The 16,589-nt window shown below is 74.3% G+C and carries 11 protein-coding genes; 3 read left to right on the top strand and 8 right to left on the bottom strand.

Annotated features, from left to right (window positions below; genetic code table 11):
• Both ABT300_RS31825 and ABT300_RS31820 read right to left on the bottom strand, forming a co-directional pair.
• The coding region (locus tag ABT300_RS31825) for a hypothetical protein (RefSeq protein WP_351683025.1) at positions 1–746 on the bottom strand (746 nt) is incomplete at its 3' end.
• Positions 747–813: 67 nt separating this feature from the next.
• Positions 814–2,235 (bottom strand): GH25 family lysozyme, encoded by a 1,422-nt coding sequence (locus ABT300_RS31820; protein ID WP_351683023.1) that lies wholly within the window; start codon positions 2,233–2,235, stop codon positions 814–816.
• A gap of 680 nt (positions 2,236–2,915) precedes the next feature.
• Here ABT300_RS31820 and ABT300_RS31815 point away from each other — a divergent pair.
• Entirely contained in the window at positions 2,916–4,517 is a 1,602-nt protein-coding gene (locus tag ABT300_RS31815; protein ID WP_351683028.1) for an MFS transporter, read from the top strand.
• Between the two features lie 383 nt (positions 4,518–4,900).
• Here the strand turns inward: ABT300_RS31815 and ABT300_RS31810 are convergent, their stop codons facing one another.
• From ABT300_RS31810 to ABT300_RS31800, 3 genes are all read right to left on the bottom strand, one after another.
• Positions 4,901–6,091: an MFS transporter gene (locus tag ABT300_RS31810; RefSeq protein WP_351683020.1), complete on the bottom strand. Its 1,191-nt coding sequence runs from the start codon at positions 6,089–6,091 to the stop codon at positions 4,901–4,903.
• 85 nt (positions 6,092–6,176) lie between these two features.
• On the bottom strand, positions 6,177–6,644 hold the full coding sequence (locus ABT300_RS31805) for a hypothetical protein (protein WP_351683017.1): 468 nt from the start codon (positions 6,642–6,644) through the stop codon (positions 6,177–6,179).
• A 111-nt stretch (positions 6,645–6,755) separates the two neighbouring features.
• On the bottom strand, positions 6,756–8,114 hold the full coding sequence (locus ABT300_RS31800; RefSeq protein ID WP_351683014.1) for a lysine N(6)-hydroxylase/L-ornithine N(5)-oxygenase family protein: 1,359 nt from the start codon (positions 8,112–8,114) through the stop codon (positions 6,756–6,758).
• Between the two features lie 119 nt (positions 8,115–8,233).
• On the opposite strand from ABT300_RS31800, the gene ABT300_RS31795 reads away from it, so the two are divergent.
• The gene (locus tag ABT300_RS31795; protein WP_351683012.1) at positions 8,234–9,181 is read left to right on the top strand and encodes a methionyl-tRNA formyltransferase; all 948 of its coding nucleotides are present in this window, start codon (positions 8,234–8,236) and stop codon (positions 9,179–9,181) included.
• A 275-nt stretch (positions 9,182–9,456) separates the two neighbouring features.
• On the opposite strand, the gene ABT300_RS31790 is transcribed toward ABT300_RS31795, so the two are convergent.
• The 3 genes from ABT300_RS31790 to ABT300_RS31780 all read right to left on the bottom strand — a co-directional run bounded on the left by ABT300_RS31790 (position 9,457) and on the right by ABT300_RS31780 (position 12,696).
• Complete coding sequence (locus tag ABT300_RS31790; protein ID WP_351683009.1) at positions 9,457–10,335, bottom strand: ABC transporter ATP-binding protein; 879 nt, start codon at positions 10,333–10,335, stop codon at positions 9,457–9,459.
• Positions 10,336–10,339: 4 nt separating this feature from the next.
• Positions 10,340–11,488, bottom strand: a complete 1,149-nt coding sequence (locus ABT300_RS31785; protein WP_351683006.1) for a FecCD family ABC transporter permease — start codon at positions 11,486–11,488, stop codon at positions 10,340–10,342.
• Between the two features lie 167 nt (positions 11,489–11,655).
• On the bottom strand, positions 11,656–12,696 hold the full coding sequence (locus ABT300_RS31780) for a FecCD family ABC transporter permease (protein ID WP_351683003.1): 1,041 nt from the start codon (positions 12,694–12,696) through the stop codon (positions 11,656–11,658).
• Between the two features lie 183 nt (positions 12,697–12,879).
• Between ABT300_RS31780 and ABT300_RS31775 the strand changes: the two genes are divergently transcribed.
• Positions 12,880–16,589: non-ribosomal peptide synthetase (locus ABT300_RS31775; protein ID WP_351683001.1), on the top strand; the 3,710-nt coding region annotated here is incomplete at its 3' end.

The following is a 16,589-nucleotide window of genomic DNA, read 5'->3' as shown; positions in this document are numbered from 1 at the left end:
GGGGCGGGCGGGGGGGGTGTTTGTGGGTGCCGGGGGCGGGGGGCTGCCGCGGCGCGGCGCCGGGCGGCTTCGAGCTGCTCCTGGCGCCGGCGGCGCCGCTCGCCGAGCTCGTCCTGCCTGCGCGACCGCGACGACGGCCGCGGCGTCTCCGCCCGCGCCGCCTTCGCCCCGGCGCGCCCGGTCCGGCCGCCCGTCGCCGTGCCGACCGTGCCGGCCGAGTGGGCCGAGTGGGCCGGGAAGTCTGCCGGCGGGGTGAGGGCGCTCTCCAAGCGGCCGGCCGCCCAGCGGTCCGCCGCGTCCTGGTCGGCGAGGACGGCGCGGAGGGTGGCGTCGACGTCCTGCCGGACGCCGTCCGACAAACGGTGCCCGGCCTCGTGCGCCAGCTCCGCCGCCTGCCGGGACAGCGCCGAGACGATGCCGCGCCGCTGCTCGGACAGCTCCTTGACGCCGTCGGCGTCCAGCGTGCGGTAGGCCTCGCGCAGCGCCTGCCCCAGTTCGAGGAAGCGGCGGCTCTCCTGCGGCAGGGCGCGCACCAGCAGGTTCGCCGCCCAGGCCGCCTGCGTGGGGCGGCGGGCGGCCCGGATCCGGCGGGCGTCGTCCGCGCGCCCCTCGGACCGTGCCGCGAGGGCCTCCTGCTCACGCCGGGTGACGAAGTCGGACGGCGGCGTGGTGTAGAGCGCGTCGAGGACCTGCTCCACGCCGTCCGCCCCGTCCGCCCCGTGCGGTGCCGCCCGCTTGCGTGCCATGATCGTCAGCTTCCCCCCGGCCGGGCCGACGCGCACGCCGGGCCGACGCGCACGCCGGCGGGCCGGGTCAGCGGTTGGCGAGCCGGTCGAGATCCTCCTGGGCGCCGTTGAAGACGTCCGCGGTGGCCGGGGCCTGGATGCCGTCGAAGAGCGCGGACTCGGTGTACTGCCACATGAGCCAGGTGCCCGAGCCGTTCGGCAGGGGCGGCGCGGTGATCGACTGACGGTAGTCCGCGAGCTGCAGCGGATAGGCGGCGAACGCCGGAGTCGAGCCCAGGCAGTCGTCGAGGAACGACTTCTGGGTGTAGACGACGGGCCTGCGGCCGAAGGCGGCCTCCACCGCGTCGAGCCAGGCGGTGGCGTCCGCGACCGTCAGATGCGCCGGGCAACGGCCGCTGCCGTCGTCCATGCGCTCCAGGTCGAAGACGGGCGGCAGGTCTCCGGGACGCCGTCCGGTGTAGCCGGCCGCGCGCACCGCGGCGATGAACCGGTCGGCCTGTGCGGCGCCGGTGCCGGCGGCGGCGCCGGTGTAGAAGTGGTAGGGGGCGACCGCGAGTCCCACCGCCCTGGCCGCGTTCATGTCGGAGGCGAGGTACTCGTCCGTCACGTCGAGCCCTCGGGTGGCCTTGACGGTGGCGAACTCCACGCCCGCCGCCCGCACGGCGGCCCAGTCGATGGGAGCGCCGCCGGGATGCTGGTACTTGGCGGTGTCCAGACCGTCGATCGGATACCCGGTCGGCCGCGGCGGCGTGCAGTACGCGTCGCGGCTCGACCAATCGGCGAGCTTGGCCCAGGTGTTGGGGCCGACGACGCCGTCCGTGCCCAGGTTGGCGCACATCTGGAACTCGACGACCCGGTTCTCGGTGCCGCCGCCGAAGTCGCCGTCGATCGAGAGCGGCGGGTAGTGGCCCGGTTCCATCGCCAGGTTCAGACGGCACTGCAACTCCGCGACCGCGGCGCCCTTCGTGCCCCGGCGCAGCGTGGGACGCGTGTCGGTGTGTCCGCACACGGAGGCCTGCGGGGCGGTCGCCGCGCCGTCGGGCGCGCAGGGCCGCGGACGGGCGGCGCGGGCGTTGAGCGCGGCCCAGGTGCCGGGCCCGATCTCACCGTCGGCGGTCAGTCCCGCGCACCGCTGGAACGTCCGGACCCGTTCCGCCGTGCCGGCTCCGAAGGACCCGTCCGCCGCGATCGGCGTGTGGCGCCCGGTCTTGGTGGCCAGGTTCAGCTCGCACTGGGCCTCGCGCGTCGCGAGGCCCGCCGATCCCTGCGCCAGCAGCGGTTGTTCGTCTGTGTGACCGCAGACCGCGGCTGCGGCCGTGACGCCCGACCCGGCCGCGTCTACGGCCGCCGCGGCAGCGGGTCGTGAGGCCGTCCCGTTGGGGGCGGCGTCGCTCGGAACCGCCCCGGCGAGGCCGAGGGCGGCCGTCAGCAGCATCGTGGCGAGGAACGGGGCCGGGCGATGAGCCGGATGCCGAGCCGATCTGGTCATGGGATTCCTTGTCCTGTGTCCTGTGTCCTGCCACTGGGCCTGAGGTCTGGGGCCTGCGCCCGTGTCCTGCGGCCGGTGGGGGTCTCGTGCCGGGTGTGCCGTGTCCGGGGTGCGGGGTGCGGGGTGTGGGGTTGCGGGGTTGCGGGTCGTGCCCCGGGCGAGTGTCCCGGCGCCCGGGACGTGGTGGACGTGGCCGGTCGCACCGGCGCGGCGTGCGCGGGGCCGACGCCGGGCCCTCCCCCGAGGGAGCCCGGCCGACCCGAGCGGCAGGCGCCGAGCCCAAGTCCCCGGCGTCTGCGCCCCGTTCGGCGGGACCGAGGTTGTCACGACTCGGCGGAGGCGTGTCAGCGCAACGCGTCCCCAGGGGACGCTGAGGCGGTCGTGAGCGCGTGACCTGGCGCTTCCTGTCGGCTGCTGAGACCGATGCGGGACGGCCCCGGCCCGATCCCCCTGCCGTGCAGGGGCCGGAGAGCCTCAGTCCCGGGCGTCGTGGCGCGTCCGCCGAGGGCAGGTGTCGCCACCGGCTGGCCCGGCCCGGCTGGCCCGGCCCGGCCCGGCTGGCCCGGCCCGGCCCGGCTGGCCCGGCCCGGCCCGGGCGGCCACGCCTGCCGAGCCCAGGACCGTTTCGCTCAGCACATGCGTCACCGGTCGACCGGGCGCAGACTGAGGTGATGACTGGCATGTACACCAAGCAGCGGCCGGGTAACAGCCCGGCGGGCCCCGGTGCGCCGTCACCGTCGGTGGCGCTCGCGGCCATGATGTTCGCGGTGGCGATGACGTTCATCGACCAGACCATCGTGGCGATCGCGACGCCGGATATCGTCGACGAGTTGGGCCTGTCCGCCTCCGGCATGCAGTGGGTGGTCAACGCCTATCTCCTGGCGCTGGCCGCCTTCTTCGCTCTCGGAGGGCGTCTGGCGGACCTGTTCGGTCCCCGACGCATCGTCGTGATCGGCACCCTGGTGTTCGTGATCTCGTCGGTCCTGTGCGGCTGTGTCCCGCGCGGCGACCTGGCACTGACCTGGCTCGTCGTCTTCCGCGCGACGCAGGGGTTCGGCGCCGCGCTGCTCTTCCCCGCGGCCCTGGCCGTGGTCGTGGCGGTGTTCCCGGTGGAGCGACGCGGTCGCGCGCTGGCGCTGTTCTTCGGCGTCACCGGGGCACTGACGGCGCTGGGTCCGCTGCTCGGCGGCTGGCTCACGGACTGGACCTGGCGCGCCATCTTCTGGGTCAACGTGCCCGTGGCCGTCGTCGCGCTGATCCTGACGGCGCTCGCCCGCGTGTCGGACCGCCGCCGCGACGAGAAACTGGACGTCCCGGGCGCGGTGCTGATCGCCGTCGGCATGGGCGCGAGCGTGCTCGGCTTCCAGCAGGCCTCGGCGTGGGGCTGGGACAGCGTGCTCACCTGGGTCTGCGTCGTGGGCGGTCTCGCCGTGCTGTGGGTGTTCTGCCGCTACGAACTGCGCACGGCCAGCCCGCTGGTGAGGCTCGCGGTCTTCCGGGACCGGGCCTTCGTCGTCGACTCGGTCGTGCTGTTCTTCGCCATGCTCGCGTTCGTCCCGCTGTTCTTCTTCGCCTCCGTCTACGCCCAGGTGTCCTTGAGCGCCTCGCCCAACCAGGCGGCGCTGTACCTGCTGTACTTCTTCGCGGGCTTCGCGCTCGCCTCGCAGTGGGGCGGGCGGATCCTCGACAAACGCGGCGCGCGGCCCGCCCTGAGGATCGGCTGCGTGGTCGGGGCCGTCGGCTTCGCCCTGTGGGCCGGGAAACTGACCGATCTGTCCATGCACGACCAGTGGCCCTACGCGGCCCTGGCGGGCGCCGGCATCGGCTTCATCCTCGCTCCCGCTTCGACGGACGCCGTCAACCGGGCGATCGACGCCTCGTACGGCGAGGTCACGGGCATCACGCAGACGATCCGCAACTACGCGGCGAGCGTCGGCCTCGCGATCTTCGGCACCATGCTGACCCACGCCATGACCGACAACGTGCAGAACACCCTCGAGTCGCGCGGGGTGCCGGCCGGGGCCGCAGGAGACGCGGCACGGGGGGTCGCCGAATCGGTGACCGGCAACGCCGACAACCGGCAGCCCAGTGGGGACGGGCCGGTCGCGACCGCCGTGCGGGAGTCGATGTCCGCGATCCGCATGGACTTCGCCCAGGCCAACCAGTGGGTGTTCTACGGGATGGCCATCGCCCTGGGCATCGGATTCCTGTGCGCCGGCCGGCATCCCGGCGGCGCGGCGCACACCGAGAAGACGCCGCAGGAGCCGCTCGTACGGCACTGAGAGCGCGGGGCCGGAAAGCGGTGCGGCACACGCGGGCGGAACGCGGGGCGCGACGATGAAGGGGGCGCGCGGGCCGAGGGTGCGGTGCGCGCGCGGGTACGCAGAACCCGGGCCGGGGAGGCCGCAGGGGCCGCCCCGGCCGCGTCGTCAGCGGCTGCGCAGGGCGCTGGTGGTGAAGAAACCCGTGGCCGCGGCGCTGACCAGGGCGCAGACGGCGAGCAGAGCGGTACGTCGCATCGAAGGGCCTTTCCCGTGATGACGTGATGACGGATGGGGTCTGCACAACGCGCGACCGCCCCGTCCCGCTTCGCCGGGGGGCCGAACCCACCCGTACGGACGCGGCCAGGCGTGCACGCGGGCGGGCGGCCGGCCCCGCCGGACGGTCAGCCCTTCGCCGGCGCCGGTCGGCGCAGCAGGTAGGCAGCCGCCAAAGACACGAGTGCGGCCATGCACGCGATGAACACCAGGCCGGCGCCCTCCAGGCCGAGGGGGCCCACCAGCACGCCCACACCGATCACCGGCACCGAGATCCCCGTGTAGGCCACCACGAAGAGCGTCGAGATCACGGCCGCGCGCTGCTCCGACGGGGAGGCCGCGGCCACCGCGGACAGCGCGCCGCGGAAGGTCATGCCCTGCCCGGCCCCGCCGACGACCGCGCTGAGCACGACCAGCGCGAGCAGGTCCCAGCGCAGCGCGCCCGCGAGCAGTGCCAGACCGGCCAGGAGCACGGCGCAGCCCAGCGGCAGCGAGCGTGCCACGCCGATGCGGCCGACGGCCGTCTGCCCGGCGATGGACGCGAAGAAGGCCGACGCGACGACGAGCCCGCTCACGGCGTGGTCGTCGACGTCCAGTGACTGGGCGAGAAACGCCGGGCTGACCGAGGTGAACACGCCGAACAGCGCGAATCCGGCGAAGGAGGCGGCGGCCGCCGGTCCGAACACGGGCCGCACCCGCGGCGGCAGACCGGGCCGCTGGGGACGCACCGCGCCGAACGGTCCCCGGTCCGCCACGGTCTCCGGAAGGCGCGCGAGGACGGCGGCCGAGCCCGCGATCAGGACGAGGTGCACGGCGAACGGCAGGTACAACGGCCGGTCCGCGTACTGGGCGAGCACCCCCGCCAGCAGCGGACCGCAGCCGAGGCCGCCCATGTTGGCGGCCGTCGCCACGAGGGTGGCCCGGGCGGCGCCGCCGGGCGGGGCGAGGTCCATCACGTACGCCGTGGCGGCCCCGGTGCACAGGCCGGCGGAGAACCCCGACAGCAGCCGCCCCGCGTACAGCCAGCCAAGCCCGGTGGCGCACAGGAAGCAGACCGCGCTCGCGGCCGCGAGGCCCAGGCCCCCCAGCAGCACCGGACGCCGGCCGACGGTGTCGGAGGCGTTGCCCGCCAGCAGCAGGATCCCGATGACGCCGAAGGCGTACACGGCGTACACGACGGTGACCGTCAGCTCGGAGAAGCCGAACTTCTCCTGGTAGAGGCTGTAGAGGGGGGTGGGCAGCGTGGTGCCGGCCATGCACACGGCGAACACGGCGCCGGCGAGCAGACACCGGAGCCGGGCTCGGCGTTCACGGTCCATGCGGGCGACAGTAACCGCGCACGCCGCCCCGGCGACCGACCGGCGCGCACGGGCGCGGTCGGCCTCCGGGGCGGCCGCCGCGGTGTCAGCCGGCGTGAATGCCTCCCTGCTTGACCACGTACCGCGCCGGCGCCGAGCAGCCGATCGACGGCGTGCGCAGCAGGCTCACGGTGAGCGGGGCGGGCCGGGTGGAGGCGGTGGACAGCTGACAGACCGCCTGGCTGCCCGTGAGCGGATACCAGAACCAGCTGTCCACTCCGCCCACCCTGACCCGGTCCGACTCCTTCCATGCGCCGTTGACCTGCGTGTAGACCTGCAGCCGCACGGACGCCGCGTACGGGTCCGAGGTGGAGCGCAGGGCCGTGAGGGTGATCTTGTAGTCGGAGCCGAGGACGGACGAGGCGATCTGATGTGTCTGCGGCGCCGCGGAGACGGCGTCGGCCGCGCCGGCGCCGGCTGCTCGGGAGTCGGCCGCCCCGAGCGTGGTCGCCGCCAGAGCGAGGAGGGCTGCGGCGGTGACGCCGCGCGTGCTGCCCCTGCGAGTGAGACCCATGTGTTCCCCCGTTGGAACGAGTCGGGTGGGATGAGCTGAATCATCCCCTTTGCCGTCTGAGACGGGTGACGTGCCCAGGGGGTTGCCCGCGATCTGCCCGCATCTTTGTTCTCACCGCTGTGTCGGGCCGTCCGCCGGAACGGCCTGCGCGGCGGCGCGGCGGGCGAGGAGCGAGCCGAGGATCTCCCCGGCGCGCACGGCGGTCGTGGACAGCAGCGTCGAGGTCAGTCCGTGGCTGTGCTCGGTGCCGCCCTGGAGATAGACGTCGGCGTGCACGTGGGCCGCGGTCCCGACCCGGTGGTCGCGGCCGACGAGCAGGGCGTCCTCCTCGTCGCGCAGACAGACCTTGGCGATCTCGCCGAGGTTCTCGCCCAGCCCGCGCGGCTGGTAGCCGGTGGCGTACACGAGCAGGTCCGAGTCGAGCTCCGCCTCCTCGCCCGTCGGCAGGAACTCCACGCTGACCCGCACCCCGTCGGCCGCCGGGGCGACCTCGCGCAGCCTGGAGACGTTGAGCATCCGGAGCCGCTGCCTGCCCTGTACCTTCTCCCGGTACATCGTCCGGGACAGCGACTCGATCAAGTCCATGTCCACCACCGAGTAGTTGGTGCTGCGGTGGTAGTCGTGCAGCGACTGCTTCACGGCGGACGGCGCCCCGTAGTAGACGTCGACGGCCTCCGGGTCGAAGATCCGGTTGGCGAACGGACTGTCGTCCGCGGGGGTGTAGCCGTACTTCGCGAAGACGGAGCAGATCTCCGCCTCGGGGAAGCTGCGGTGGAGGTAGTCCACGGCTTCGGCGGCGCTCTGGCCCGCGCCGAGCACGACAGCACGGCGCACCGGTCCGCCGGAACGCGCCAGTTGCTCGACGCGTGGCAGCAACTCGCTGGTGTGCCAGACCCGTTCGGAGGGCGTGATGCCGGGCGGCAGGTGCGGTTCGAGGCCCGTGGCGACACACAGGGCGCGGGTGCGGCGGACCGTCAGCGCGCCTGGGGTGGCGGGGTCGCGGGTGGCGACGTCGAACGCGCGCACCTCGCCGTCCTCGAGGACCGGCAGCACGGACACCACCTCGGCGGAGTACTCGACGAGGTGACCGAGGCGGGCCGCCGCCCACGCGAAGTAGTCGTGGAACTCGATGCGCAGCGGGAAGAGCGTCTTCTGGTTCAGGAAGTCGGCGAGTCTGCCCTGTTCGCGCAGGAAGCACAGGAAGCTGAAGTCGCTGGTGGGGTCGCGCATCGTCACCAGGTCCTTGAGGAAGGACACCTGCATCGTGGCGTCGTCGATGAGCATCCCGCGGTGCCAGCCGAACCGCGGCTGCCGCTCCAGGAAGGCGGCCCGCAGCCGCTCGCCCGCCGGGGCCCCGGCGTCGTGCTCGTGGAGGGCGATCGCGAGGGCCAGGTTGGACGGGCCGAATCCGATGCCCAGAACGTCGTACGTGTCGTCCCGGGAGCCGGGCCTGTCGTGCAGGGTCGTCACCGCGTCATCGCCTTCCGTAGAGCGGACACGGGGGGTATTGCAGCCGTCCACGGTCTCCCCCCAGCAGACACATGCTAGATAAGGTTAGCCTTACCTATCAATGCTTGAGAGGGAAACACATGCGAGTTGTCATGTTCGGTTACCAGACTTGGGGACACCGGACGCTGCAGGCGCTGTTGGACTCCGAGCACGACGTGGTGCTGGTCGTCACGCATCCGGCGAGCGACCACGTCTACGAGAAGATCTGGAACGACTCGGTCGCCGATCTCGCGGCCCGGCACGGTGTGCCGGTCCTGCTGCGCAACCGACCCGGCGACGAGGAACTGCTGGCCGCGCTCAAGGCCGCCGAACCGGACGTCATCGTCGCGAACAACTGGCGTACCTGGCTGCCGCCCGAGATCTTCGATCTCCCGCCGCACGGCACGCTCAACGTCCACGACTCGCTGCTGCCCGCCTACGCCGGCTTCTCGCCGCTGATCTGGGCCCTCATCAACGGAGAGCGCCACGTCGGCGTCACCGCCCACCGCATGGACGCCGAACTCGACGCGGGGGACGTGCTCATGCAGCGTTCGGTGCCCGTCGGCGCCGCCGACACCGCGACGGACCTGTTCCACCGCACGGTCGACCTGATCGGCCCCCTGGTCACCGAGTCCCTCGGCCTGATCGCCTCGGGGCGGGCCGTGTGGACTCCGCAGGACCGCTCCCGGGCGACCTTCTTCCACAAGCGGGCGCTGGAGGACAGCCGGATCGACTGGACGTGGCCGGCCGAGGACCTGGAGCGCTTGGTGCGGGCCCAGTCCGACCCGTATCCGAACGCGTTCACCCACCACCGGGGCCAGCGTCTGCGGATCGTCTCGGCCGCGGTGTCGGAGGGACGGTACGGCGGGACTCCCGGACGGATCTTCATCCGGGAGGGCGACGGAGTCGTCGTGGTGGCCGGCTCGGCAGCGCGCACCGGTCGGCTGCCCGGCCTTCTGGTGAGGCGGGTGCGCACCGAGGACGGCGCCGAGCACGCGGCGGCCGACTACTTCCGCACCATGGGCGGGTATCTGACGCACCGTCCGTGAGGGACGCAGCCGCCGCCCGCGCGCCGCCCGCGCGCGCCCGGTGTCGCTGCCCGGCGATACGGCCGCGACCGCCGGCCGGGCGGCGACTGTCGGGCGGCAACCGCCGGGCGGCGACTGCCCAGCTGTGGTCGCCCAGCCGTGGTCGCCGTGCCGTGGCCGTCATGGAGTGGCTTTCGGGGCCGCACAGTCCGTCGCCCTATCCGCCCTGTCGGTACCGTCCGCCTGTCGTTACCGTCCGTCCTGTCGGTAGCCTCCGCCCTGTCCGCTCCAGGCGGCTACGCGCCCGTCGCCGCGGGAGCGTGCGCCGGGGCGGTGTCGGGGGCGGCGCCCGGGTGGTGACGGCTCGTCGGGAAGACCATCGGGGTCCCGCTGACCGGGTCCTCGCCGACGACGCAGCGCAGGCCGAACACGTCCTCGACGAGCGCGGCGGTGACGACCTCGCCGGGCACGCCCTCCGCCACGACGCGTCCCGCCTTCATGGCGACCACGTGGTCCGCGTAACGGCACGCCTGGTTGAGGTCGTGCAGGACCATGACGACGGTGCGGCCCTGATGCCGGTTCAGGTCGGCGACGAGGTCGAGGACGTCGATCTGATGGGCCAGATCGAGATAGGTGGTCGGCTCGTCCAGCAGCATCACCGGCGTCCCCTGGGCGACCGCCATCGCGATCCAGGCACGCTGCCGCTGGCCGCCGGACAGCTCGTCGACGGCCCGGTGGGCGAGGTCGCTCATGGCCGTGGCGCGCAGCGCCTCGTGGACGGCCTCCTCGTCGGCGGACGACCACTGCCGCCACCAGCTCTGGTGCGGTGCGCGGCCCCGTCCCACCAGGTCGACGACGGTCAGCCCCTCGGGCGCGACCGGCGTCTGCGGCAGAATGCCCAGCTTCTGCGCCAGGGCCCGGGTCGGGAACGAGTGCACCTCGCGCCCGTCGAGGTGGACGGCTCCCGCCTTCGGGGCGAGCAGCCGGGCCAGCGCCCGCAACAGGGTCGACTTGCCGCACGCGTTGGCGCCGACGATCGCCGTGATCCGCCCGGGCGGGACCGCGAGGTCCAGCCCGTCGACGACGATCCGGTCGTCGTAGGCCAGCCGCAGCCCCACGGCCCGCAGGTCGGGGCCGTCGGCGGGGCGGGCGGGCCCTTCGTGGGTCGATGACACGTCTTCAGCCTCCTGAGCCGGCGCGGTTGGCGCGGACGAGCAGCCACAACAGGACGGGTGCGCCGAGGACGCCCGTCACGATCCCGACCGGCAGTTCGGTCTCCGGCAGGAGCCTGCGCGCGGCGAGGTCGGACCCGAGCACCAGCACGGCGCCCATGAGGCCCGCGGCGAAGGGCGGCGGGGACGCCGTGCCCGCCAGCCGCCCGGCGATCTGCGGGGCGGCGAGCGCGACGAAGGCGACCGGTCCCGCCGTCGCCGTGCCGAACGCCACGAGGCCCACCGAGACCAGCAGGACGGCCACCCGCACCGTCTGCACCCGGGTGCCCAGGCCGCGCGCCACGTCGTCGCCGAGCTCCAGGGTCCGCATCAGCCGTCCGAGCAGCAGCGCCGCCGGCAGCAGGACGGCCAGGGCCAGGGCGAGCGGGGTGATCTGGTCCCAGGTGCGGCCGTTGAGGTTGCCGACCAGCCAGCCGAGCGCCGCCTGGGCCTGGAAGCGCTCCCCGCGGGCCATGAGGTAGTCGGTGGCGCTGGTGCAGATCCAGGAGACGCCGACGCCGACCAGCACGATCCGGTAGCCGCTGGCGCCGCGTTTCCACGCCAGCGCGTACACCGCCGCCGCCGCGCCCGACGCGCCCGCGAGGCCGAGGACCTCGGTGCTGAGCCCGCCGTCCTGGCCCAGGACGATGCCGGCCACCACGGCGACGCCCGCGCCCTGGGTGACGCCCAGCATGTCGGGGCTGGCCAGCGGGTTGCGCGTCATGGCCTGGAGCAGTGCCCCCGAGACCCCGAACGCCACGCCGACCAGGAGCCCCGCCAGAGAGCGCGGCAGCCGCAGTTCGTGGACGATCAGACGGGTGCCGGGATCGCCGGCGCCCACCAGGGCGCGGGTCACGTCGGCGAGCGACAGGGGAAGATCGCCGACGGCCGTCTCCGCGCAGAACGCCAGGAACGCGGCCGCGGCGAGCACCAGCGACACGGCCAGCAGTCGGGGCCGCAGCAGCCCGGAGACGGGCGGCACGGAGAGCCGGAAGGGGATCCGGTCGGCGGTGCGACGCCGGGTCGGCCGGTCCGCGGGACCCTTCCCGGGGGCCTCGTCGGGTTCGCGGCCGCCGGGGACCGCGTGGCCCGCCGCCGGTGTGAGCTCGGTGGTCATGGCGTGCGGCTCCCCAGGAGGACGGGACGGGCGGGAGGGCGGTGCGGGCCGACGCCCGGCGGCGGAGACGGCCGTCGTCGGCGCGAGATCCACGTCCGGGCCGTGGCGCGGGGCCCCGGCGGCTCGGGACGGACGGCGTGGCGCCGGGCGGAGGCGGGCCGCACGGCTCACAGCTCCACGAGACGTCGGCGGCGGACCAGCGCGATGAAGAACGGGCCGCCGACGAAGGCCACCAGGACGCCCGCCTGGATCTCCACCGGCCGGTCCACGAGCCGGCCCGCGATGTCCGCGGCCAGCAGCAGACAGGGCGCGAGAACGGCCGACAGCGGCAGCAGCCAGCGGTGGTCGGGGCCGACGCCGGCGTACTGGGCGAGAACGCGGGCGATGTGCGGCACGACCAGCCCGACGAAGACCACGGGCCCGATGACGGCGACGGCTCCGCCGGTGAGCAGGGTGACGGCGACGACTCCCTGGACCCGCACCAGCCCCAGCCTCAGGCCGAGCGAGGTCGCGACGTCGTCGCCGAGGGCGAGGCTGTTGAGGGACGGGGCGGTCGCGAAGGCGAGCACCGCGCCCACGGCGAGAAAGGGCAGCACCCGCAGCAGCACCTCCGTGTCCTGGTCCGCGAGCGAGCCCGCCGACCAGAACCGGTACCGGTTGAGCGCGTCGGGGTCGGTGAGGGCGATCGCGCTGGTCAGCGAGAACAGCACGGACGTCACCGCGACGCCGGCCAGGGCGAGTTTCACCGGGGTGGAACCGGACCGGCCGAGCCCGCCCAGGAAGTAGACCAGCACGCTCGCGGCCATCGCGCCGGCGAACGCGAACCAGATGTAGCCGTACAGGGATCCGATGCCGAGCACGCCGACCGAGAGCACCACCGCGAAGGCCGCGCCCGCGCTCACGCCGAGGATGCCGGGATCGGCGAGGGGGTTGCGGGTGAGCGCCTGCATCAGCGCGCCGGAGAGGCCGAGCGCGGCCCCGGTGGCCACGGCGAGCGCGGTGCGCGGCAGCCGCACCGACCAGACGACGTCGTGCACGCGGGAGTCGGGCGCCCGGCCGAGCAGGGTGTCCCACACCTGCCGCAGGGGCACGTCGAGCGCGCCGTAGGCCATCGACAGCGCGCACAGCGCGAGGAGCGCCGCGCACGAGAGCGACAGAAGCAGTACCGCGCGGGGGCCGGCGGCCGCCCGGACCTTCGAGGTCCCCACGTCAACTTCCTTTGGTCAGGCTTGCCTTAACTGTAGGGCGACAGCCGGTTCGTCGCATCGCCGGTCCTGCGCCCGCTCCGGACGTCCTCAGCGTCACCCCTTATAAATTAGGTAACCCTTACCTTACTATGACGCCGATCCCCCGGCTCAAGGCCGGGACGAAGCCTGGGGAGGCACGCTGCCGTGTGCGGGTCCGAAGAAGTCCTGGCCTTTTGGCGCCGAACGCTCACTCCGTCACCGTCCGAGACCGCACTGCCCGTCGACCGCCCGCACGGCGCGTCACCGGCCGCCGCACGGGAGAGCTGCGCGCTGACCGGCCTTCCCGACGCGCCGGACACGGAACTCCTCGCCGCCTTCGCGGCCTTGCTGCACCGCTACAGCTCGGCCGTCGACCTGACCGTGGGACACGACGGCGTACCGGTACGCGTGTCCCTCGCCCATGGACCCGACTTCCGCGAACTCACGCGCCGGGTCCGGGAGGCCTACGACGACGCGGTCGTCCACCGGCTGCCCGTCGCCCTGCTCGTCGAGGAACTGGCCCCGCGCCCCACCCGCGGCGGCGGACTCCTCGTCAACGTCGCCTTCGGGACCGCCGGCCGGCCCGCGGGCGAACTGCCCGGCCCCGTCGACCTGTTGCTGGAGGCGGCGGACGGCGGGGTGCGGGCCGTCTACGACCCCACACTCTTCGACGCCCCGACCGTGCGGCGCATCCTCGGCCACTACCGCGCACTGCTCGCCGACGCGTTGGAACGGCCCGGCGCGCCCGTCGCCCACCTCGCGCTCATGGACGCCGACGAGCACCGACAGGTCGTCCTCGACTGGAACGCCACCGGCCACACCGTCCCCGTCCGCACCTGGCCAAACCTGTTCGCCGAGCAGGTACGGGCCCGCCCGGACGCCGTCGCCCTGGTCTTCGAGGACCAGCGGCTGACCTACGCCGAACTCGACGCGCGGGCCAACCGGCTCGCGCACGCGCTGATCGCCCGGGGCGCGGGTCCCGAGCGCATCGTCGCGCTGGCGCTGCCCCGCTCGGCCGACCTGATCGTCGCCGAGGTCGCCGTCCTGAAGGCCGGAGCGGCCTATCTGCCCGTCGACCACGACTACCCGGCCGAGCGCATCGCGTACATGCTCGACGACGCCGCGCCGGTCTGCCTCGTGACCGACCGGGAGACCGCACCCGACCTGCCCGGACGGCCCGGCATGCGGATCCTGGCGCTCGACGCCCCCGACACCCTCGCGGAGCTGGCCGGACGCCCTGCCCACGACCCGACCGACGCCGACCGCGGCGCTGCGCTCGCCGTGACGGGCGCGGCCTACGTGATCTACACGTCCGGATCGACGGGCCGGCCCAAGGGCGTGGTGCTCGCCCACAGCGGTGTCGCCAAACTGGTCGCCACCCAGCAGGAACGCTTCGGCGTCGGCGCGCACAGCCGCGTCCTGCAGTTCGCCTCGCCCAGCTTCGACGTGGCGTTCTGGGACCTGTGCCTGGGTCTGCTCTCCGGCGGCCGCCTCGTCGTCGTCCCCGCCGAACTGCGGGCGCCGGGCGCTCCGCTCGCCGACTACGCGCACCGCCACGGCATCACCTTCATGATCCTGCCGCCCGCCCTGCTCGCCGCGCTGCCCGACGACGTCGAACTGCCGCCCGGCGCCACCCTGCTGGCCGGAACCGAGCGCGTCTCCCCGGAACTCGTGGGCCGCTACGCCCGGGGCCGGATGATGTTCAACGCCTACGGCCCCACCGAGGCGACCACCAACTCCACGCTGGGCCTGTGCGACCCCGGCGCCCCGGCCGGTTCCGTCGTGCCGATCGGCGTGCCCGACCCGGGCACGCGCGCGTACGTCCTCGACGCCTGGCTGCGGCCCGTCCCGCCGGGTGTGACGGGTGAGCTGTATCTCGGCGGCGAGGGACTCGCCCGCGGCTACCTCGGCCGCCCCGCACTGACCGCCGAACGGTTCGTCGCCGACCCCTTCGGCGCCCCCGGGGAACGCCTCTACCGCACCGGCGACCTCGTCCGGTGGCGCTCCGACGGACGACTGGAGTTCCTCGGCCGGGCCGACGCCCAGATCAAGATCCGCGGCTTCCGGATCGAGCCGGGCGAGATCGAGTCGGTGCTGCGCTCCCACCCGGCCGTCGACCAGGTCACCGTCGTCGCCCGCGAGGACCGCCCCGGCGACCGCCGCCTGGCCGCCTACGTCGTCCCCGCCCTGGACGCCCCGCGCGGCGACGACCCGGACGACCGCGTCGAGGAATGGCGCGAGCTGCACGAACTCCTCTATCGCGCCGCCGGTTCCGAGGGCTCGCACGCCGACGGCGTCCGCGAGAACTTCGCGGGCTGGAACAGCATGTACGACGGACGCCCGCTGCCCGTGGCCGAGATGCGCGAGTGGCGCGCGGCCACCGTCGAGCGCATCCGCGAACTCGGCGACGTGCGCCGGGTGCTGGAGATCGGCGTCGGCAGCGGTCTGATCCTGTCCGCGGTGGCGCCCGACTGCGAGACCTACTGGGGCGCCGACCTCTCCGGCGAGGCCGTCGCCGCCCTGCGCGCCCAACTGGAGGCGTCGTCGCCGCAGCTGGCCGACAGGGTCGAACTGAGCGTCCGGCCCGCCCACGACACCGACGGCCTGCCCACCGCCTTCTTCGACACCGTGATCCTCAACTCCGTCGTCCAGTACTTCCCGGACGCCGACTACCTCGTCGACGTGCTGCGCCGGGCCGCAGGCCTCCTCGCGCCGGGCGGGCGGATCCTCGTCGGCGACGTCCGCAACCTGCGGCTGCTGCGCACCCTGCGGGCGGCCGTGGAGACCCGCCGCGCACCGGGCGGCGACGAAGCCGCGGACAAGAGCGCGTTGCGCGAGGCCGTCGAACGGTCGGTGCGCTGGGAGAGCGAACTCCTCCTGGACCCCGGCTTCTTCGCCTCTCTGGACGGCTTCGACGCCGACATCCGGATCAAGCGCGCCGTCCATCACAACGAACTCAGCCGGTACCGCTACGACGTGGTCCTGCGCCCCGGGACCCCCGCCCCCGCCGCCTTGGACGAGCGGGAGACCGCGTGGGCCGCGGCGGGCGGCGACCTCGCCGCCCTGGCCGGCCTGCTGGCCGGGCGGCCGCCCCGACTGCGCGTCACCGGCGTGCCCAACGCCCGGCTCGCCGACGACCTCGCCGCAACGCGCGCCCTCGACGGCAGCGCCGGCGAGGCCGCCGCGGGCGTCGACCCCGAGGCCCTGCACGCCCTGGCCGCCGAGCACGGCTACCGGGCCGCGACCACCTGGAGCGGCGCCGCCGACGACGGCGCCTTCGACGCCGTCCTCGTCCGCGGCGACGGACCGCTCACCGGCCTCTACCGCGACGCGCACGGCTTCCCGCACGCCAACCGGCCCGCGCCCTTCCGCGATGTCGCGGCGCTCATGAGGACCCTGCGCGGGCACGCCGCCGAGTGGCTGCCCGACCACATGGTCCCCTCGGCGTTCGTGCCCCTGCACGCGCTGCCCGTCACCCCGAGCGGCAAGATCGACGCCCGTGCCCTGCCCGCCCCGGACTACGCGGCGATGAGCTCCGGACGGCCGCCGCGGACACCGCGCGAAAGGCTCCTGTGCACCCTGTTCGCCGAGGTGCTGGGCCTCGCGTCGGTGACGGCCGAGGACGACTTCCTCGCGCTCGGCGGCGACAGCATCACCGCCATCCAGCTGCTGGTCCGGGCCCGCGGGGCAGGTCTGGGACTCACCACCAGGGACGTGTTCCGGCACCGCACCGCCGAGGCCCTCGCCCGGGCCGCGGCCCTGCGCACCGACGACGCCCGCCACCCCGTGACGCCCCTTCTCGACACGGACGCGGACGACCTGGCCGAGATCCAGGGCACGCGGCCGCTGAGCGTCGAGGAGCTGCTGCCCCTCAC

Origin of the sequence: Streptomyces sp. NPDC001027 (assembly GCF_040299045.1) — a bacterium.
In the GTDB taxonomy this organism is placed as follows: Bacteria; Actinomycetota; Actinomycetes; order Streptomycetales; family Streptomycetaceae; genus Streptomyces.
This window is presented reverse-complemented; position numbering and strand designations above follow the sequence as displayed.